General features: G+C 62.9%; 22 protein-coding genes. 10 read left to right on the plus strand and 12 right to left on the minus strand.

Going from position 1 to position 18,385, the window contains the following annotated elements:
• Positions 1 to 7 precede the first annotated feature (7 nt).
• Positions 8 to 1,105 (plus strand): IS30 family transposase, encoded by a 1,098-nt coding sequence (locus HMI60_RS19630; protein ID WP_370584070.1) that lies wholly within the window; start codon positions 8 to 10, stop codon positions 1,103 to 1,105.
• A 42-nt stretch (positions 1,106 to 1,147) separates the two neighbouring features.
• Here the strand turns inward: HMI60_RS19630 and HMI60_RS19635 are convergent, their stop codons facing one another.
• The 5 genes from HMI60_RS19635 to HMI60_RS19655 form a co-directional block, all read right to left on the minus strand.
• A complete protein-coding gene (locus HMI60_RS19635; protein WP_193590261.1) occupies positions 1,148 to 1,849 on the minus strand; it encodes a hypothetical protein in 702 nt (233 codons plus the stop codon).
• Positions 1,846 to 2,343, minus strand: coding sequence for an RNA polymerase sigma factor (locus HMI60_RS19640; protein ID WP_193590262.1), 498 nt, complete (start codon positions 2,341 to 2,343; stop codon positions 1,846 to 1,848). The genes HMI60_RS19635 and HMI60_RS19640 overlap by 4 nt, the downstream gene beginning before the upstream one ends.
• A 147-nt stretch (positions 2,344 to 2,490) precedes the next feature.
• Entirely contained in the window at positions 2,491 to 3,426 is a 936-nt protein-coding gene (ppk2, locus tag HMI60_RS19645) for a polyphosphate kinase 2 (RefSeq protein ID WP_018779385.1), read from the minus strand.
• Between the two features lie 36 nt (positions 3,427 to 3,462).
• Positions 3,463 to 4,017: a GNAT family N-acetyltransferase gene (locus HMI60_RS19650; protein ID WP_193590263.1), complete on the minus strand. Its 555-nt coding sequence runs from the start codon at positions 4,015 to 4,017 to the stop codon at positions 3,463 to 3,465.
• Complete coding sequence (locus HMI60_RS19655; RefSeq protein WP_039243469.1) at positions 4,017 to 4,943, minus strand: MurR/RpiR family transcriptional regulator; 927 nt, start codon at positions 4,941 to 4,943, stop codon at positions 4,017 to 4,019. The genes HMI60_RS19650 and HMI60_RS19655 overlap by 1 nt, the downstream gene beginning before the upstream one ends.
• Before the next feature lie 129 nt (positions 4,944 to 5,072).
• Between HMI60_RS19655 and HMI60_RS19660 the strand changes: the two genes are divergently transcribed.
• Positions 5,073 to 6,416 (plus strand): exo-beta-N-acetylmuramidase NamZ domain-containing protein, encoded by a 1,344-nt coding sequence (locus HMI60_RS19660; protein WP_227453610.1) that lies wholly within the window; start codon positions 5,073 to 5,075, stop codon positions 6,414 to 6,416.
• 81 nt (positions 6,417 to 6,497) lie between these two features.
• On the plus strand, positions 6,498 to 8,501 hold the full coding sequence (locus HMI60_RS19665) for a glycoside hydrolase family 3 protein (protein WP_227453611.1): 2,004 nt from the start codon (positions 6,498 to 6,500) through the stop codon (positions 8,499 to 8,501).
• 6 nt (positions 8,502 to 8,507) lie between these two features.
• On the opposite strand, the gene HMI60_RS19670 is transcribed toward HMI60_RS19665, so the two are convergent.
• From HMI60_RS19670 to HMI60_RS19680, 3 genes are all read right to left on the minus strand, one after another.
• Complete coding sequence (locus HMI60_RS19670) at positions 8,508 to 9,518, minus strand: YdcF family protein (protein WP_039243472.1); 1,011 nt, start codon at positions 9,516 to 9,518, stop codon at positions 8,508 to 8,510.
• A gap of 75 nt (positions 9,519 to 9,593) precedes the next feature.
• Positions 9,594 to 10,241 (minus strand): alpha/beta fold hydrolase, encoded by a 648-nt coding sequence (locus HMI60_RS19675; RefSeq protein WP_220034257.1) that lies wholly within the window; start codon positions 10,239 to 10,241, stop codon positions 9,594 to 9,596.
• Positions 10,242 to 10,254: 13 nt separating this feature from the next.
• Positions 10,255 to 10,692 (minus strand): rhodanese-like domain-containing protein, encoded by a 438-nt coding sequence (locus HMI60_RS19680; protein ID WP_227453612.1) that lies wholly within the window; start codon positions 10,690 to 10,692, stop codon positions 10,255 to 10,257.
• A gap of 94 nt (positions 10,693 to 10,786) precedes the next feature.
• Here HMI60_RS19680 and HMI60_RS19685 point away from each other — a divergent pair, with 94 nt between their 5' ends.
• From HMI60_RS19685 to HMI60_RS19695, 3 genes are read left to right on the plus strand one after another with little or no spacing between them, the layout of a single operon-like run.
• Complete coding sequence (locus HMI60_RS19685) at positions 10,787 to 11,152, plus strand: metal-sensitive transcriptional regulator (protein ID WP_193590265.1); 366 nt, start codon at positions 10,787 to 10,789, stop codon at positions 11,150 to 11,152.
• Between the two features lie 49 nt (positions 11,153 to 11,201).
• Positions 11,202 to 11,435, plus strand: coding sequence for a heavy-metal-associated domain-containing protein (locus tag HMI60_RS19690; protein ID WP_026267396.1), 234 nt, complete (start codon positions 11,202 to 11,204; stop codon positions 11,433 to 11,435).
• A 9-nt stretch (positions 11,436 to 11,444) separates the two neighbouring features.
• Complete coding sequence (locus tag HMI60_RS19695; protein WP_193590266.1) at positions 11,445 to 13,796, plus strand: cation-translocating P-type ATPase; 2,352 nt, start codon at positions 11,445 to 11,447, stop codon at positions 13,794 to 13,796.
• Between the two features lie 18 nt (positions 13,797 to 13,814).
• Here HMI60_RS19695 and HMI60_RS19700 read toward each other — a convergent pair whose 3' ends face one another.
• Positions 13,815 to 14,087 carry a DUF2277 domain-containing protein gene (locus tag HMI60_RS19700; RefSeq protein WP_018779396.1) on the minus strand — a complete coding sequence of 91 codons (273 nt, stop codon included), beginning with the start codon at positions 14,085 to 14,087 and terminating at the stop codon, positions 13,815 to 13,817.
• Between the two features lie 158 nt (positions 14,088 to 14,245).
• Between HMI60_RS19700 and HMI60_RS19705 the strand changes: the two genes are divergently transcribed.
• A complete protein-coding gene (locus HMI60_RS19705) occupies positions 14,246 to 14,509 on the plus strand; it encodes a WXG100 family type VII secretion target (protein ID WP_018779397.1) in 264 nt (87 codons plus the stop codon).
• Between the two features lie 127 nt (positions 14,510 to 14,636).
• Here the strand turns inward: HMI60_RS19705 and HMI60_RS19710 are convergent, their stop codons facing one another.
• A complete protein-coding gene (locus HMI60_RS19710; protein WP_193590267.1) occupies positions 14,637 to 15,662 on the minus strand; it encodes a DMT family transporter in 1,026 nt (341 codons plus the stop codon).
• Positions 15,663 to 15,733: 71 nt separating this feature from the next.
• Here HMI60_RS19710 and HMI60_RS19715 point away from each other — a divergent pair, with 71 nt between their 5' ends.
• From HMI60_RS19715 to HMI60_RS19725, 3 genes are all read left to right on the plus strand, one after another.
• The gene (locus HMI60_RS19715) at positions 15,734 to 16,282 is read left to right on the plus strand and encodes a CGNR zinc finger domain-containing protein (protein WP_018779399.1); all 549 of its coding nucleotides are present in this window, start codon (positions 15,734 to 15,736) and stop codon (positions 16,280 to 16,282) included.
• A gap of 114 nt (positions 16,283 to 16,396) precedes the next feature.
• Positions 16,397 to 16,831, plus strand: a complete 435-nt coding sequence (locus HMI60_RS19720; protein ID WP_018779400.1) for a hypothetical protein — start codon at positions 16,397 to 16,399, stop codon at positions 16,829 to 16,831.
• A 71-nt stretch (positions 16,832 to 16,902) separates the two neighbouring features.
• A complete protein-coding gene (locus tag HMI60_RS19725) occupies positions 16,903 to 17,388 on the plus strand; it encodes a hypothetical protein (RefSeq protein WP_018779401.1) in 486 nt (161 codons plus the stop codon).
• Here HMI60_RS19725 and HMI60_RS19730 read toward each other — a convergent pair.
• Entirely contained in the window at positions 17,385 to 17,732 is a 348-nt protein-coding gene (locus HMI60_RS19730) for a hypothetical protein (protein ID WP_018779402.1), read from the minus strand. The two genes, HMI60_RS19725 and HMI60_RS19730, sit on opposite strands and share 4 nt — an antisense overlap.
• A gap of 68 nt (positions 17,733 to 17,800) precedes the next feature.
• A complete protein-coding gene (locus HMI60_RS19735; protein WP_193590268.1) occupies positions 17,801 to 18,379 on the minus strand; it encodes a DUF308 domain-containing protein in 579 nt (192 codons plus the stop codon).
• Positions 18,380 to 18,385 lie beyond the last annotated feature (6 nt).

Raw genomic sequence — 18,385 nt, forward strand, 5'->3', positions numbered from 1 at the left:
AGCGGGCATGGAACTTATCTCCGGCCCTGGTGGTGGCGTGCGTCTTCCGATGGCTTCGGAGATGCTTTCGCGGGATAAGGAGCGAAGGTACCGGCGGCTGACTTTGGAGGACCGGGCTTATATCAAGGCCTGTCTGGGCTTGCCGGAGCCGCGTTCCATGCGACAGATCGCCAAGGAGTTGGGCGTGCATCCATCAACGGTGTCCCGGGAGATCCGCCGACACAGTATCGAGCATTGGGCCCGGCGCTATTACGACGCCGGGGTTGCCCAACACCGGGCACTGGTCCGCCGTAGACGGAACCGGCCCGTGAAGCTCTCTGCGGGAACGGCGGTGTGGAAGGAGGTCGTGGCACGCTTGAACCAGCGTTTCTCACCTCAACAGAGCGCTGCGGACCTGAAGAAGACGTTCCCCGAGCAGCCGGAGATGCACGTGTCCCACGAGTCAATTTACCAAGCCCTTTACGTGCAGGGCCGGGGTGCCTTGCGGCATGAACTTGCCGTGGAGAAGGCCCTACGTTCGGGCCGGACCGGTCGTAAGCCCCAATCAAAGCTGCCTGCCAGGAACGTAAGGCCCTGGCTTGAAGGGGCCCGGCTGAGCGACCGGCCCGCCGAAGTCCAGGACCGGGCCGTGCCCGGCCATTGGGAAGGTGATTTGGTCGTGGGTCCCGGTAACTCCGGGATCGTCACCTTGGTCGAGCGCTCCTCACGGTTCACTTTGCTGGGCCGGCTGCCGGGAGCCAGGGACAGCGCGACGGTCATCGAGGTCATGCAGAAAATGATCCACACCCTGCCCCAGGCGATCCTTAAAACGATCACCTGGGACCAAGGCACGGAAATGGCTCAACACGCCAAGTTCACAGTAGCGACCGGCTGCCAGCTGTTCTTCTGTGACCCGCACTCACCCTGGCAACGCGGCACGAACGAGAACACCAACGGACTGGTCCGCGATATCCACCCCAAAGGCACGAACTTCAACCAGGTCAGCGACGAAGAACTCGCCCACACCCAGCACCTGCTCAACATCCGACCGCGTCAAACACTCCAATGGGACACCCCAACTGAAAGACTGACCAAACTAATCGATGGTGTTGCACTAGCAAGCTGAAACCGCCCCCAAAACATGGGCATTAAATGCCAACTCGCGGGCTCACCAACTCTGGACCAGGAACGCTGCACCGGTCGGAGAGCACACGCCGGGGTCCCTGGTACCGGGCGCGAGTCCTCCTCCGAACGCAAAGTCGTCGCCCACATTGACTGCAGTTCCGTCGGGCAAAATGACTCCCGTCCCGGTGACCTGGGTTCCGAAGGGGAAGATGAGGCCCGTCGATGTTCCGTCCGGGCGGATTTCGGCGAAGCACCCTCCGCTGTTCAGGCCGAGCCTGCCTGAGTTGAGAGCCTCCATGAAGACGTTGACGCCTTGATCCGTAGAGACGGCGGCCTTGTTGCCGTTGCCTCCGACGACGATTTCGGCAGCGCCCGTCGCTGCCTTGGCGCCAATAATTTCGGGCAATGATGGAGACGCGGACGAATCCGTTTCCGGTGCGGCAGCAGACGGGGTGGCGGCTGGACCCGCCTGCTCATTGAGCGGCGCGGACAGGGACGACGCCACGAAAACACCGGCGAGGACTGCCGCTGCCGCCAACCCGGCCCCCGCAGCCAGCCGGAAACGTCGACGCGGGCGTCGCTGATGGAAGTCGTCGATGGAGCCGCCAGGTACGAGTTGCTCCGAGTCAGTGAACCTGACAGCAAGGCTTTTCTCCCGGCTCCGGGCCAGTTCCTCTTCCGTGACGGCCACGCCCGGATCGGCGCCCGTCAATCGTTCCAAAGCGGCCGTTTCCTCATGCCTCATCGCTGCACATCCTCTGTCTCTCGCTCTGCCCGAAGTAGTTGGCTGAGATGTCTTCGAGCCCGGTGCAGCCGCATCCTGACAGCGGTGGCCGAGACATCGAGCAGTTCCGCAACTTCGGCCGAGGTGAAGCCGTCCCAGTACGTCAGGAGGAGAACCTCACGGTCCTCGGGCCTGAGCCGGTCCAGCGCGTCCCGCACCTCGCCGTCGTCGCTAACCGGTTCCCTGGTCTGCTGCCGTTCCAGTTGCTGCGCGAGGTTCATCGAGCGGACGGCGGAACGGTTGTGGTTGCGGAGAACATTCCGGGCAATACCGAACACGATCAGCACGGACAATTCCTGGTCCTGACGGCACTTCTCCCAGGCGATGCGGAAGACTTCGGCGCATAGGTCCTCCACAGTGGACGGGTCCCCGGCGCGGCGCCGGAAATAGCGATAGACCTTGTCATGGCAGGCCGAGTGGGCTGCCAGGAAGTGTTCCTGTCTGGCCGGCTCCACGCGATCTCCTTGGTCCGTCTGCACGCTCATACCCGGTTAATGTCCGGCAGTCAGAAGAATGTAACGGAACTTTTCAGGAAAAGCGCGACGTCGGCACTTACGGTAAGTGCCGACGTCGCGGTTTGCCGGGTTTTGCGCGTAGAGCGACTAGTCGCCTACGGCGTCGCGGCCGCGGCGGACGATCAGCGGATCCGCCGGGAAGACCACCGAGGTGTCCTTGTCCTCGTAGTCGAATTGGTTGAGGAAGAAGCGCATGGCGTTGATCCTGGCACGCTTCTTGTCGTTGGACTTGATGGTGATCCACGGCGCGTGGTCGGAGTCCGTGTGGAGGAAAGTCTGCTCTTTGGCCTCGGTGTATTCATCCCAGCGGCCCAGAGACGCGAGGTCCATTGGTGAGAGTTTCCAGCGCCGCACGGGGTCGATCTGGCGGATCGCGAAACGGGTGCGCTGCTCTTGCCGGGTCACGGAGAACCAGAACTTGGTGACGTGGATTCCGGCGTCCACCAGCATTTTTTCAAAGACGGGCGCCTGGCCCATGAAGGTGTCGTATTCCTCGTCGGTGCAGAACCCCATGACGCGTTCCACGTTGGCCCGGTTGTACCAGGACCTGTCGAACATGACGATCTCCCCGGCAGTGGGCAGGTGCTGGATGTAGCGCTGGAAATACCACTGGCCCTGCTCGCGGTCGGAGGGCTTGGCGAGCGCCACGGTCCGGGCCGAACGGGGATCAAGGTGCTCGGTGAAACGCTTGATGGTTCCGCCCTTGCCCGCGGCGTCCCTGCCTTCGAACACGATCACATGCTTCAGGCCCAGATCCTGGCCCCAGTATTGGAACTTCAACAGCTCGATCTGCAGGTGGTACTTCTCGATCTCGTACTCGTCGCGGGTCATCCGCTCCGGGTAGGGGTATTCGTCGCTCCATGTTTCCACGGCCGATCCGCCGGGATCGATGAGCTCAGGGTCTTCCCCTTGGCCTCCGCTGATGGTGTATCCCAGCTCCACCAGATGGTCGATGGTCTCGCGCAGGTTGTCCCTGACCCACCAGTTGTCCAGCGATGTGGCGAGTGGGTTTGCGTCCGTCATGCGGTCCTCCTGCTAAGCCGTGTGGTGCACGGCAGGCTAGCAAGGCTGGGTGACGGGAACATGAACAGCCTGGAGGTCGATCCAATAGCGGCGGAAGAGTCGCCCATCGGCGTCGGTTCGCGCATCCTCAAGGAGCCCGCCCGCGCGTTCAATGGTCTTGGCGGACGCGGCATTGGAGTCATCGCAGGTCAAAAGAACCCGATCGGGCTCTCCCCGCGCAGCCAGGTGAGCGCAGAGTTCCTGGAGGGCCCAGGATGCCGCCCCGCGTCCACGATCAGATGGCCTTACGCCGTAGCCGATATGCCCGCCGGAGTTCAGGAGGGCTGGGGTGAGATAGTGGCGGAACGCAATGGAGCCCACATACCGCGGGCCCTCCGTTATCCACCGGAACGTGCAGGGAACAATACCGTCCTTTTCGACGGCCCGTTCAGCATCCAGCAGCTTGCGGACCCAGCGCTCAAAGCCCTCTTGACTGGTGACGTCATCCCCCGGGAACAGCCCGGCACCGTCCTGGTGGGCACCGTCCCACTCGCTGTGGGACTCGGTAAACGACTGATAAAAGGAAGCATCCGGAGCAACGAGGGTGAACATCACACGACTATATTCGGCTGGGGCGGTGTATGCCCGCGCGGCACTTTCCTGCCTTGGACGGCCGCGTGCGTCTTGCGCAGCGCTGAGATGGAAGCGTCGTACGAATGCTGGGCGACCCCCACGAAAAGGCAATCAACCACCATCATCTGGGCGATCCGGCTCCCCATCGCGCCTGGTCTGAAGGGTGTCTCACGCGCTGCGGTGCTGAGCACAATGTCGGCGGCACGGCCCAACGGCGAGTCAGCATGGTTGGTGATGGCGATCGTAGTGGCCCCGGTATCCTTGGCCGCCCTGAGGAAATCGATCGTATCCGCGGTGGTGCCCGAGTGTGAGATGCCCACCGCCACACCGTTCTCGTCCAAAAGCGCTGCGGACGTCAACGCAACATGAACTTCGGGCCAGTTGAAGGACGTCAGGCCTATCCGGTGCAGTTTCTGCTGCAGGTCGTGGCCGACCAACCCTCCGGCGCCCACACCAAAGATGTCGATCTTCCGCGAGCGGGTGATGACCTCGATGGCTGTGGCCAGTTCGTGAACGTCGAGCACCTGGGCGGTGTCAGCGATGGACATCGTTTCGTTGAAAGCGATCTTGGAAATGATGTCGGGAAGCGAATCCGACGGGTTCACGTCGTCGTAAACCGTAGCGGGCACGGGGTTGGCTGAACTCTCCCTGGCAGCTTCCCTGGCGAGGTCGAGGCGCAGCTCGGAGTACCCGCGGTAGCCCACCTTTTTGTAGAAGCGGACAACTGACGTGGTGGACGTTCCGCAGTGCTCGGCGAGGTCGCCGATGGACAAAGTCGCGGCCCGTGAAGGGTCCGCCAGGACAAGCTCGGCAACAGAGCGCTCGGATGGGCGAAGGGCCGGCAGGGCAGATCTGATCCGGACCAAAACAGTACGCGATGCCTGCGTGTTCAGCTCGTGGTCCACGGCGGACTCCTTCCAACGGCTGGGTCCAAAAGTAAGGGCTTGTAAATAAGTTACCTAAACATGGATACGAAGGTAAGTCATTGACGCAGCTCCACGAGGGGAATACGGTCGATGTAAGGAAAATCACAAATGTTGTCAAGGAATCCCCACCTGAGCACGGCAGCACCTTTCCGAAAGGCACCCCATGAACCTCAACCGCAGAAGACTGATCCATGCCTCGGGGCCGCAGCGGCCGCCGTCGTCGCACCCTTCACGCCTGCCGCCGTCGCGCAGCCGCCGGGCACGCGACCCGGAAAGCCGGGCGCCGCCGTCAACGGAGCCGACCTCGCCGCCGCCGATAACTGGAGCATCTTCGCCGGTCGCAAGGTAGGTGTCATCACAAATCCCACCGGCGTCCTGGCCAACTTCCGCTCCATCGTGGACGACATGGCGGACAAGGGCGTCGACGTCGGGGCCGTCTTCGGACCCGAGCACGGCTTCCGCGGAACCGCCCAGGACGGCGGCAGCGAAGGCACCTCCGTGGACCCGCGGACCGGCATCACCGTCTATGACTCCTACGGCGCCGAAGTTGCCGACTACGTGGGCTTTTACGAAGCATCCGGCGTGGACACCATCTGCTTCGACATCCAGGACGTCGGAGCCCGGTTCTATACCTACATCTGGACCATGTGGGGCGCCATGCAGGCGGCGTCCCGGACCGGCGCCAAGTTTGTGGTCCTGGACCGCCCCAATCCCATCGGCGGCCAGGCGCGCGGACCGGTCCTCCAACCCGGCTTCGAGTCCGGAGTGGGACGGTTGGGCATAGCCCTGCAACACGGCATGACTGTGGGCGAGCTCGCCACCTGCTTCAACGCCGTCCACCTCCCGGCCGCCGGTCTCACGCCCATCAAGGACCTTCACGTGGTGCAGGTTCAGGGATGGCGCCGCGAGATGACCGGACCGGATAACAGGGCTGCCTGGATTCTCCCGAGTCCCAACATGCCCACGCCGGAAACAGCCACCTTGTATCCCGGTACAGCCTTGTTCGAGGCGACCAACATGTCCGAAGGCCGCGGAACCACCCGGCCTTTCGAAATCATCGGCGCGCCTTATGTGGACTACCGATGGGCCGAAGCGTTGAACGGCAAGGGTCTCAACGGCGTCACCTTTCGTGAGGCTTACTTCCAGCCCACGCTGTCGAAAAACCAAGGCCTCATCTGTGGGGGCGTCCAGGTCCACATCACCGACGCCACCCGCGTTGAAGCGCTTGAGGTGGGCACCCACATGCCGGTCGAAGCCAAGCGTCTGTACCCGGGCTTCGACTGGCGCGGCGACGGCGGCCGTTGGATGGGCCTGCTGAGCGGTTCGGCCCGCTTCGCCGAACAGCTCGACGCCGGCGCTGACGCCAGGACGATCATGAACAGCTGGCGGCAGGAACTGGGTCAGTTCGTTCGCGATACCCGCCCGTACCTCCTCTACAACGGGCCACGCTAAGCGCGCAGAAACACCCCGCCTCAACCAACAAACAAGGACGATGGGATTGGGATCCACATGTACAGAAAAGGAACTACCCTCATGACGGCGGCCGCCACGGCGCTGCTCATGACCGGCGCGGGCACTGCAGTCGCCGCCGTGCCCACCAGCACGGTAATGACGACGGCGGCCTCCGCCTCACCGGACATCGACGCAATGATTGCGGGCATGACTCTGGACGAAAAGATCGGCCAGATGACGTGGACCCATGTTTATGGTTCGTCCGCGGATGACACGTCCATGGCGTCAAGCAACCAGGAGCGGTACGGCGTCAATACGCCAGCCGAGGTGGTGGAGAAGTACAACCTGGGCGGCGTCCTCTACTTCGCTTGGTCCGGCAACACGGCCAACCCCGGGCAGGTTGCGGGCCTTTCGAACGGCCTGCAGAAGGCGGCCGTGGGCGCAGACGGAAAAGGCATCCCGCTGGCCGTGACCATCGACCAGGAAGGTGGCCTTGTGGCCCGGATCGGGCCGCCCGCCACTGTACTCCCGGGCAACATGGCACTGGGTGCCACCGGAGATGAGGAGCTTGCACGGGCCCAGGGCGGAATCCTGGGGTCGGAGATGCGCGCCATGGGCATCAACGTGGACTTCGCCCCGGTATTGGACCTCAACTCCAACCCGGACAACCCTGTCATCGGAATCCGTTCCATGAGTGAAGACCCCGCACTGGTCAGCAAACTTGGCGTCGCCCAGATCGACGGCCTGCAGGCACATAACGTGGGGGCTGCGGCCAAGCACTTCCCCGGCCACGGCGACACTTCAGTGGACTCCCATTACGGACTGCCAACTGTCACCTACGACCGCGCGACCCTGAACAAGCACCTCCAGCCTTTCAAGGCCGCGATCGATGCCGGCGTGGACATGGTCATGACCGCACACATCATTGTCGAGGCCATCGATCCGGACATGCCGGGAACCCTGTCCCACAAGGTGCTCACCGGCCTGCTCCGTGATGAGCTCGGCTTCAAGGGGCTCGTCACCACCGACGCTTTGGACATGGCCGCGATGGCCGCCGAATGGCCCCAGGAAGAAATCGCGGTCAAGGCCATCCAGGCCGGGTCCGACATCCTCCTCAACTCCCCCGACGTGGAGGCGTCGTTCGCCGGGGTGCGTGCCGCCGTCGGGTCCGGAGAGATCACTGAAGCCCGCCTGGACGAGTCCGTCCGACGGATCCTCGAATGGAAGGTCAAGCGCGGCGTCTTCGACCAGCCCATGACCGATCCCGGCGCCGTGGACACGCTTGTTGGCACTGCCGAAAACCTCGGCACGGCCAATCTGATCTCCGACCGCGCCGTCACGTTGGTCCGCAATGAGGACCGCGTCCTGCCGCTCCCGTCCAAGAGCTCGGTGCTCATGGTTGGTTCCGGTTCAGCGTGGCCGGAACTGGCAGGTCCCATGCTCAAAGAGCAAGGATTCGCGGTCACTGAAGATTACGAGAATGGCGCATCGCCCTCCGCGGCCTACCGGGCCCGGGCGGTGGCCGCTGCCCGAGGAGTGGATGCGGTCGTCTTCGCTTCCTACAACGCCACCGGCAACGCTGCGCAACAGCAGATGGTGGCTGAGCTCGCGGCGACCGGAACGCCGGTGATCGTCATTGCCACGCGCAACCCTTACGACATCAACGTCTTCCCGGGCGCCGACGCCGTTCTCAACAGTTACGGGGTCAAGGAGGTCAACTTCCATGGCGCCGTCCGCGCCATTTCCGGTGCGGTCAACCCCAGCGGCAAACTGCCGGTGAACGTCCCGAAGGCCGACGGCGACGGCGTCCTCCTGCCGCTCGGCTTCGGCCTCAGCTACGACACCGCGACGCCGGCAGCCGTCACCTTCACGGACCGGCCGGGCAAGGGGCAGGATTCGTACACCATCCCCGCAGTTCAGGGCGTGACGTACCTCGTTGACGGCAAGGAGGTTGCAGCTGGGTCCTACCGGAAGCCGGCGGGCACCGTGACAGTCACCGCTGCACCGGACAAGGGGTACGTCTTCACGGACGGCGCCGTCACCGAGTGGAGCCACACCTTCACCACCGGGCTCCCCAACCCATAGGAAGAGCTACACCACCGGAGAGTTCATCAGTGCGACCGTGATGAGCAGGGCAATCCCGAACATCGGCAGGCAGAGAACTGCGTTGGTCAGGCGGTTGTCCCTCATCACGGCCACGAACTCCCGAAGGAACGCGCTGGGCACAAAGTACCTGGCGGTCGGAGCACCCACCACCTCTGCGTTGATCTTCTGCCGACGGGACAGGAGGGCGGCGCGGAGTACGTGGTAGTTGTTGGTGCACACCAGCAGCGGCCCCTGGATTCCCCTGTCAGCCAGCAGTGCGACGGAGTAGGCAAGGTTCTCGCGGGTGGTGGTGGCTTTGTTCTCCTCCACCACATCGCCGGGAGCGGCACCCTTGGTCACCAGGTAGTCCTTCATCGCCGAGGACTCGGGCCGGGGTTCATCGGGGCCTTGGCCCCCGGAAGGTACCAAAACTGGCCTGACCGGGGTGACGGCGTCGTAAATTTCCAGAGCCTTGTTCAGGCGTGCGGCGAGCAGCGGCGGAACCTTGCCGTCAATGAGCCCTGAACCCAGGACGATGACCGCCGCCGGGTTCGGGCTGAAGCGCATCTTGGAGTACACCACGGCATAGCCCAGGAACACCACGAATGCGCAGCCGAGGTAGGCGCAGAGGAAGAACGCAAGGGCTGCGATGCCGGCCAGTACGGGCTGCCCGCTCAGCACGAAGAGGAAGGCCACCACCGGTGCCAGGAAAACAGCCATTCCCACTGCCATGGGCAAAAAGCTGGTGATGCTTGGGCCTTCCCTGCGGACCATGGTGACGCCGTTCGCGAGCAAGAAGCCGGCGAAGACGAAAATGCTGATCACGGGCACTACGACAATTACGAGGTTCAGCCATTCGAACCATGGATTCAGGTCAATCAGGAAATCCAGGAGGGCCTGCAGTAGAAACCAGGCCGCAACCAGAAGGAAGACGCCATTCCTTAGCCGGCGCCGGTCCGACTGGAATGAGGCAAGGAAAAGGCCCGCAAAGAGAAGTCCTAGGACCAGGGTCAGCATGATCCAAGCCTATGCGGTGCAGTTACCACTCGCGGTGTCTCGTGGAGGCTTTGGGATGAGGGAGGCTCCGTGAAGTCAGAGGCCAATCTTTCCGGCAAAGTCGACAAGAGCTCCAGCTACAGCGCCCGGGTGACTCAGCGTGGCGTAGTGACCGCCCGGGATCTCCACTGGTTCGATGCCCAGCCGGTCGCGTATCTGGCGACTCATGAACGACGCAGGGAAGAGCAAATCGTCGCGGCACAAAATCCCCAGGGTTGGCACGCTCGGATGCTTTCCCGGCCAGGGGTCTGACATCCATGCACCTTGCTGGTCACGCTCCCTGTCGGTGGCCTGTTGCACCAATTCCGCGGGGACAAGATTGAAATATGGTTCGTCGGGGATGGTCTCGCGGTCATGGCCTGTCTTGGTCCACCACTCGCCGAAGGTCTCCCCCGGCATCGGAATCATTGCCGAGAGGTACACAAGGCCGTTGGAATGGAGCTTTTCGCAAACCAACGGTGCCGTGAAACCGCCCAGCGAGTGCCCCACCACGATGGTGTGCGGGGCTTTGCCAACGGCGGCCGTCGCTGCGCGGGCGTAGTCTTCAAGCCGGGCATCAACGTCTTCGATGGGCAGGTCGACGGCCACCACGTCATGCCCGGCCGCTTCAAGAAGCGGGCCAACCAAATGCCAGTCCCACGCCGTGGAACCACCGCCGTGGACCAGTACGAAAGTCGTCATCATGCCCCGTTTCACATCAGGCCGTGTGCGCTGTCACCAACACATCGGGCGCTCTCTGAACGATACCCGCGTCAGTTTCAACGGGCAGCCCGTTCCTGATCCAATATTCGATGCCTCCTATCAACTCCTTCACGGAGTAGCCGAGTTCCGCGAACGCGAGCGCAGCAAAGGTGCTGCCGTTGCAGCCCGGGCCCCAGGAGTACACCACTACCTGTGAGCCAGCGGGGACAAGGTCCGGAGCCTGGGATGGAATCAGCGCCGTAGGTATATGTACGGCTTGAGGAATATGTCCGTGGTCCCAGGAAGACCGGCGTCGGGTGTCCACGATAAACAGCGTTTCCGGGTCCGCCTCGGCCACCTCCATGACATCAATCTCGCACTGAAGCTTGGCCCGGAAATAGTCGGCGGGATCGAGCTTCATTCCAAAACTCCCGGCTTGATCGTCGGACGCCATTCAGTCACCTTGCCTTATTGAGGGTTCTTTCACCTCCTCACCATACCCCCTGGGGGTACTTGACGCATACCCCCTTGGGGTATAGGTTGAGGACATGAATTCACCAGACCTGAAACTGAGCCACCCGGATGTGCCAGTCATCGAGGTGGACCTGGAACCCTCCGCGCACCACGGCTACACCAGCAATAAGGACGCGTACCTCAAGAGGTTGAAACGAATCGAAGGCCAAGTCCGCGGGATCGCGCGCATGGTGGAAGACGACAAATACTGCATCGACATCCTCACGCAGGTCGCAGCTGCCACCAAAGCCCTCCACGCAGTGAGCCTGGGCCTCGTTGAGGAGCACATCGGCCACTGCGTCGTTGGCGCTGCCTCCGAGCCCGACCCCGAAGCCCGCGCCGAACAAATCGACGCGAAAGTCAAGGAGGCCACCGATGCCATCGGGCGCCTGCTGCGGTAACCCCGCTACCACTCACCACACCATCCAACTCAGCACCAAGGAGCACTCCATGAGCCAGACCATCCAGACCAACGTGAACGTTTCCGGCATGACCTGCGGCCACTGTGTTTCCAGCGTGAGCGAAGAACTCGAATCTCTTAGCGGCGTCCAGAATGTCGCAGTCGACCTCAACCCCGGCGGCCTGTCCACCGTCACCATCACATCCACCCATGAGCTCTCGCCGTCAGAAATTGGCGAGGCCGTGGCAGAAGCCGGCTACCTGGTGGTAGCCAACGAAGCCTAGGGGGCTCCCTTGAGTAACCAGGAAACCTTCAACCAACCCGCACAACGGGTGATCGAGCTGGACATTGAGGGCATGACCTGCGCCTCATGCGTCAATCGGGTGGAGCGGAAACTGGGCAAGCTCGAAGGCGTCGAGGCGAGCGTCAACCTGCCCCTCGAATCAGCCCATGTCACCGTCCCCGCCACCGTGACGGACCAGCAGATCGTGGACACGGTCAATGCGACGGGGTACAAAGCCACCCTGCGCCAGGCACCCGCGCCGCATACCCGCCCGGCCGTCAGTGACACGGCAAACAGTCCCGGGCATGAGCATCACAATCACCATCACGACGCTGAGCCCATGCACGACGAGCATTCCGGGCACGAAAACCATATGGATCACGGTCCGTCGGCATCGACACTCCGGCCGCGCCTGATCCTGGCTGCCGTCCTGACCGTTCCTGTGTTTGCGATCTCCATGATTCCCGCCCTGCAGTTCGCCAACTGGGGCTGGGTTGTGGGCGCCCTGGCGCTGCCGGTGGTGAGTTGGGCAGCCTGGCCCTTCCACAGGGCTGCTGCCATCAATGCGCGGCATCTTGCGTCCACCATGGACACCCTCGTTTCCATTGGTGTGATCGCGGCCTACGTGTACTCGGCCTGGCAGTTGTTCGCCGACCCGCGAATGACCGAACACCCCGGCATGGAAAGCATGTCCGGCGGGGGGCTGTACTTCGAGGTTGCGGCTGTTGTCACCACGTTCCTCCTCCTGGGCCGTTACCTGGAAGCGAACGCGAAGGCCAAAGCGGGCAATGCCCTCAAGGCCCTCCTGAACCTGGGCGCGAAGGATGCAACCATCCTCGAACGGGGCATTGAGCGGAAGATCCCTGCGGATCAGCTCCTCGTGGATGATGTGTTCGTTGTCCGCCCCGGCGAGAAGATCGCGACGGACGGCGTTGTCACGGACGGCGCTTCCGCCGTCGACGCTTCCTTGGTTACCGGCGAATCGGTGCCGGTTGAAGTGGGGCCGGGCAGCACGGTGACCGGGGCTACGATCAATACCTCCGGGCGCCTGTTGGTCCGGGCCACGCGCGTTGGCTCCGACACCACGCTCGCCCAGATGGGGCGGCTGGTCAGCCAGGCCCAAACGGGCAAAGCGCCGATTGCGCGGCTCGCGGACAGGATCAGCTCGGTCTTCGTCCCGATCGTGCTGGTCATCGCGCTGGCAACGTTCGTGCTCTGGCTGTTCATCTCCGGCGACCTGAATGCCGCATTCACCGCCGCCGTTGCTGTCCTGGTGATCGCTTGTCCCTGCGCCTTGGGTCTGGCGACGCCGGTTGGCCTGCTGACCGGAACGGGTCGTGGAGCCCAATTGGGCATCCTCATCAAGGGTCCGCAGGTTCTCGAGGACACCCGGCACGTTGACACCATCCTGTTGGACAAGACCGGTACCGTTACCAGCGGCAAGCTGGCCGTGGACCACACCGTAGCCCTGAACGGGCATTCCCCCGCCGCAGTGCTCACCCTGGCGGGTGCCGTCGAGTCAGCGTCGGAGCACCCGATCGCCCACGCGATTGCCGCCGCAGCAAAAGACGCAATGCCCGACGCCGGAGCCCTGCCTGCCGTGGACGGCTTCAGTTCCGCTCCCGGCGGCGGAGTGCGGGGCCGGGTTGTGCTGGACGGCAGCCCGAAGGCTGTGGTCGTAGGTCGCTCGGGTTGGCTTGAAGAAAACGGTATCTCCCTCGAAGCGGGCCATCGGGAAATGCTGGCTGCCGAGGAGAACGGGGGCGCCACCGCCATCTGGGTCGCCGTTGACGGAGCACCGGCTGGAATTGTGAGCCTGAGCGACACCATCAAGCCCGGCTCGGCGGCAGCGATCCAGAAGCTCAAGGATCTGGGCATCCGTCCGATACTGCTGACCGGAGACAACGCTGCCGTGGCCGCCCAAGTGGCTGCCGCCGTCGGAATATCCCCGGAGGACGTATTCGCCGGGGTGCTGCCGGAAGGAAAAGTGGAGGCAGTTCGGAAGCTTCAGGCCTCCGGGGCGACAGTCGCCATGGCCGGAGATGGTGTCAACGACGCCGCGGCCCTGGCGCAATCGGATCTGGGGATCGCGATGGGTTCCGGCACAGATGTCGCCATCGAAGCCTCGGATCTGACGGTCATGGGCAGCGACCTGGGTCAGCTCGTCCAGGCAATCGAACTGTCCCGGAAGACCCTCTCCACGATCAAGACCAACTTGTTCTGGGCGTTCTTCTACAACGCGATCGGCATTCCCGTAGCCGCGTTGGGGCTGCTGAATCCGATGATCGCGGGGGCAGCGATGGCGGCCAGCTCGGTCCTGGTGGTGGCCAACTCGCTTAGGCTGCGCTCGTTCGGCAAATAGCTTCGTGGAAGGCCTGGGCTACGCGGTTCCGAAGCGGACCGCAGCCCGGGCCTTTGCCTTGGCCGCTTCCTCGTCCCGGTTCTTGGCCGGCGCGTGGCTCACCAACGAGTCCAGAAGATGTTGCGTAATGTGTGCGATTTCGTGGACAGCCTCGGCAAAGGCTTCCTCGTTGGCCTTGGAGGGCTTGGTGGATCCGCTGATCTTTCGCACGTATTGGAGGGCAGCGGCCTCCACTTCCTCGCTGGTGGCATGCGGTTCGAAGTTATGCAGAGTCCTGATATTCCGGCACATAACCCCATGCTAACCATGGGCAGTGCTGCATGGGGAGGGGTGCCCATCGACGGGTTCGCGATTCCCGGGATAGGTTTTAGCTATTGGATCTTCCGGATGAGCCGGAGGCCGCTGGGGATGCCGAAGAGCTCGGGTCCGAACAAATGAAGGAGAATCTCATGGCTATTTGGGGTGCAGATGTTGATCAGCTTCGTCAGCTCGGTAACAAGCTGAAGGCAGGTGCCGAGCACATCGAGCAGCAGCGTTCACAGCTGAAGGGTGCACTCGACGGCACCGACTGGAAGGGTCCGGACGCTGACAAGTTCCGCGGCGAGTGGGACAGCCAGCACGCTTCCAACCTGAAGAAGGTTGCCGATGCTCTTCGCGAAGCCGGCGATCGCGCTCAGAAGAACGCTGAGCAGCAGCAGCAGGCTTCCAACTAAGACAGTTGGGAAAATGCCCGGACGCACAAGCGTCCGGGCATTTTTGTGTTCACAGCAGAACCCGCAGTTATCCGCGTTTGCCTTCAATGCACGGCAAGGCGACCCGACACGGCCGCGGGGCCGTGCTTCAGTCCCGGGAAGCTCCGGCGACAGGCCCCGAAGGTACAGGCTCGACGTCGTTCGGGTGATCCAACGCGTGGGCGACAACGGCACGACGGTCCCCGCGCAGTTCGTCCACACGGACCAGGACTACGCCGCCCACAATCAGGAGACCGCCCAGCAGTTGGATTGGGCCGGGGAGTTCGCCCAACAGGAGCCAAGCCCAGATCACTGCGAACAGCACTTCCGTCAGGGACACGAACGAGGCCACCTTCGATCCCAGGCTCCGGGCCGCCATGATCCCGGAAACGTACGCCAGGACCGTTGCCAGGATGATCAAGCCGACGACGGACACCCACCAGGGCACGGTCCAGGGTCCCAGCGTTGTGTCTGCGGTGCTGAACGTCATGGGAAGAAGCCCCAAAAGGCCCACCAGCCACATCACCAGTGCACCTACCAGCAGACCGCCTGAGGCGAGCACCAGTGGGGGGAGGGTGTCGTTTTCCTTTGCGGTGATGAAGAAGTAGATCACCAGGCACACGGCAGCCGCCATGCCCCACAGGACGCCAACGAAGTCCACCTTCACAGCGCCGGTCAGGTCAAGAACCAGCACCAGTCCACCCAGGGACAGCAGCGCGCCGGCAGCGGTGAGTGCGCGCGGTTTGCGTCGGCTGGAGATCCACAGCCACAGCACAATCATCACCGGGGCCAGGTATTCAAGCAGCAGTGCAACGCCCACGGACAGCCGGGCTACCGCGTTGAAGTAGAAAAGCTGGCAGCCGGCTACTCCGATGAGGCCGAACAGCAGGATGGTGAGCCAGTTTTCCTTGAGCTGATGCCAACGGCCCCGGAGAGCCACGACGGCGGGAATCGCCAGGATCAGCGCCGCTCCAGTGAGGCGCACGGTAACAGCGGCGCCCGGGGACCAGCCGGTCTCCAACATCGACTTGGCGAAAGAGCCGGAGGTTCCGAAGACAGCTGAAGAGAAAAGGGCAATGCCGAGTCCCGATGCCAAGAAACTCTTTGCATCAGCCTTCGTCGTTGGAGCTGACACAGCAGCCTCCTGTCAGGAGTAAAGTGGGCTTATGGTCATGACAGTACTCCCGAAATATGTAAGGAGTCAAAGTGCTATTTGCGCCTGACACCGAAGTTGCCTTACGCAGCGTCGTCAACCTGATCAACACTGCCGCCAACGGTGAAGAACTGCTGGCCACCGTGGAGGAACTCAACTCGTTCCTGAACGCCGAGGAGTTCACGGGCTCGCGCGCCAATTCGGCCGATGAATTGACCAGCATCAAGCGCCTGCGCAGCGAACTCGCAGCACTCTGGACCTCCGACGAAGACACGGCAGCCAAGACCGTCAACAAGCTGCTCGCGGACGCAAAAGCCCTCCCACAGCTGGTCAAGCATGACCACTGGGACTGGCACCTGCACGCCACCACACCGGAAGCGCCCCTGGCTGACAGGATGGGCACCGAGGCCGCGATGGCCATCGTCGACGTGATCCGCAGCAGGGAAATGGACCGGATGCGCATTTGCGCCGCAGAGGATTGTGATGCCGTGGTGCTGGACCTCAGCCGCAACCGCTCCAAGCTTTACTGCGACACAGGCAACTGCGCCAACCGGGCCCACGTGGCGGCATACCGCGCACGGAAGGCCGCCGAAAGCGAATAACCCAGACATAATTGCGGCATGGGGGAACAGCCGAATACAGGCGCTTACGACTTTCCGGCTGGACGGACGCCGATTCCGAATACCGCCTGGGTCCGGCCCCCCGATAAACCGGACATGGCCCCGATTGCCCAATTGGCCATCGCATACCCCTTCATGGCGACAATGTGGTTCGTATGCGTGATGGCAGCAAGTCCGGGGTATGAGTTCCTGGGAACTCTCCTCTTCCTGCTGATAGGGCCACCCTTCCTGATGGGCGTTGCAGTGGCCGTCGGACTGCCTTTGCGTCTCAACCGGCGGCTAAGCCGCTGGTGGCTGGGGAATGCCCCCATGTACATTCTTCTGGCGGTCGCCGGCGTGACTCTCATCATTTCCGGGTTCAACACGCCCGAGCGCCACATAGGCGACATCGATGGTTACCACTTCGACGTCGTCACGAGCCATGGCGGAATGCTCATGGGCGGCTGCCTCATCATCAACTTCCTCGTCGTTAGTGCATCGTTCCCGCTCCGGTTCCGAAAACGACCACGCATTGGAAGGATGGCCAAGTGACCCACCCCTCCGCGGATCGCCCAGTCCCCACACTGCGCGATTTGCCACGTGAACGCTACGGAAGCCCAGGAATGACCAGGTTCGGCCAACTCGCCCTGGCCTTCGCCTTCCTGGCCCCATCGTGGATCATGTTGCAGGTGGCAACCATGGTGGACTACGACGGCATCGGAGTGATAATCGGCCTTGTACTGGGCGGCATTCTCGTGCCGGCAGCAACCATCTCCCTCGCAGTCATGGTGGGTATGCCCCTGCGCCTCATTCCCCCGATCAACCGCTGGTGGGCGGGCAACGGTCGAATCTACGTACTCATGGCTGCCGCTGGCCTGGCCCTTATTGCTTCCGGGTACCTGAAACCCACGCCTGAGACCTTAAGGCCCAACGGGATCGACTACATTGCTTCGGCACCGGACGGCGGCCTGCTCATGGGCGGCTGGTGCGTTCTCGCATTTCTTCTGGTGAACGCATCACTGCCGCTTCGCTGGCCCACTAACGCCAGCCCAGCCAAACCCACCAAAAAGCGCTCCCCCAACAACAGTGGGGAAGCGCTGGAAGGTTAGTGGCCGGCGTCGGGCGTTTCAGTCCCGCCGGAGGAGTCCGCAGCCGGCGACCCGCCATGCGGACGCTTGGAACTGAGGTTGACCCCGGAACCCTTGCCGAGGTGGTCGGCGTTCTCCTTGTAGCTCATGGACAGCATGGCGGCCACAACGAGGCTCACAATGAACGCGATGCCTGCGCCGGTGAACGCGAGGTCGAACCGCGGAACACGCGCGCTGCCGCCGGAAGCGAAGATCAGCACGGCCACGAAGGCCAGCACGGCGAAGAAGGCGGAGAACATGAGGGGTCCCTTGACCGAAGTCCGCATCTTGCGCGGTTCTCCTGGTGTCTGGTCTGCCACGGTCATTCCTCCAATGATGGCGGTACATGCCCGCCGGTCTGCAAAAGTTCTACAACGAGTAGAACGTCCAACTACTAGTTTACGGCCTCCGGCGAGGCGCCGGGCGCAGAGGCCTGCGTCCTCGTACCGGTGCGGGCATCATGGCGCAGCGACAGACCGGAAAGCATCCACAAGACGCCCGAGAGAATGGCGCCCCCACCTGCAACCCCCAGCAGCGCGTGCGCCCCCAGCGAAGTAAAGAATGGCAGCAGAATGCCCGTACCCACCGAAATAATGCCCGAGATGAGCCAGTCGCGGGCTACGGAATCGCGCTTTTTCAGGCCCTGCATGAACTCAAGAAGTCCAAGAACCAGCAGAGCCAGCATGGCGGAAAGAGCCACGCCTTGATCCGACTGCGTCACCAATGCGGCGAGGCCGCCCGCGGCTACCACCACTGCTACAGCTACTGGCAAAACGCGGGACATCCACACGGCCGCTGCCGTTCCAAGCAGATACAGGCCCACGGCCCACGCCAGGACCTCCACTGACGGCGAACTCCAGAAGATGGTCACCAAACCAAACAACACCGCGACCGTTGCGCGGATCAGGATGGGTTTCCACAGTCCGGCCGGCGGGGCAGCAGGAGTCTGGGCAGGAGTCGATGGAAGAGTCACCCGTCC

This window comes from Paenarthrobacter sp. YJN-D (assembly GCF_015040335.1).
Classification (GTDB): Bacteria; Actinomycetota; Actinomycetes; order Actinomycetales; family Micrococcaceae; genus Arthrobacter; species Arthrobacter nicotinovorans.